The following is a 384-nucleotide window of genomic DNA, read 5'->3' on the forward strand; positions in this document are numbered from 1 at the left end:
CTTTAAGTTGTTTAAATGGATCATGCCTGAAACGACTATCAGAAAAATGAATGTCAAGAAAAGTAAATTCTCCAAGACAAAAAATATTTCACCCGTCCTTGCCATTACCTCTATCCCTTTACGAACAGTAAATACCACTACTAAAATGAATGTTGCATTAGCAAAAAATAATGGAACGTGAGGATAGGCAAAAGTAATCAGTGTCTCCCCGAAATCCCTCAACACCCTTGCAGCGAGATAGACGAAATAAAGAATGTATAAAAAGGCTACTATCCTTCCTAAGAAGTTCCCCAGTATATTTCTTACAAAATCAGTTAACAGCTGATCAGGGTAGTATCGAAAAAGACTATAATAAACGAAAAATAATAAAAAACCGCCTATCAT

The 384-nt window shown here is 34.9% G+C and carries 1 protein-coding gene; it reads right to left on the reverse strand.

Translation table 11 applies throughout. From position 1 onward, the window contains the following. A partial coding sequence (locus SB773_RS30305) for a GerAB/ArcD/ProY family transporter (protein WP_410593893.1) occupies positions 1-384 on the reverse strand: 384 nt, incomplete at its 3' end.

This window comes from Bacillus sp. SIMBA_074, from assembly GCF_046534555.1.
Classification (GTDB): Bacteria; Bacillota; Bacilli; order Bacillales; family Bacillaceae_G; genus Bacillus_A; species Bacillus_A mycoides.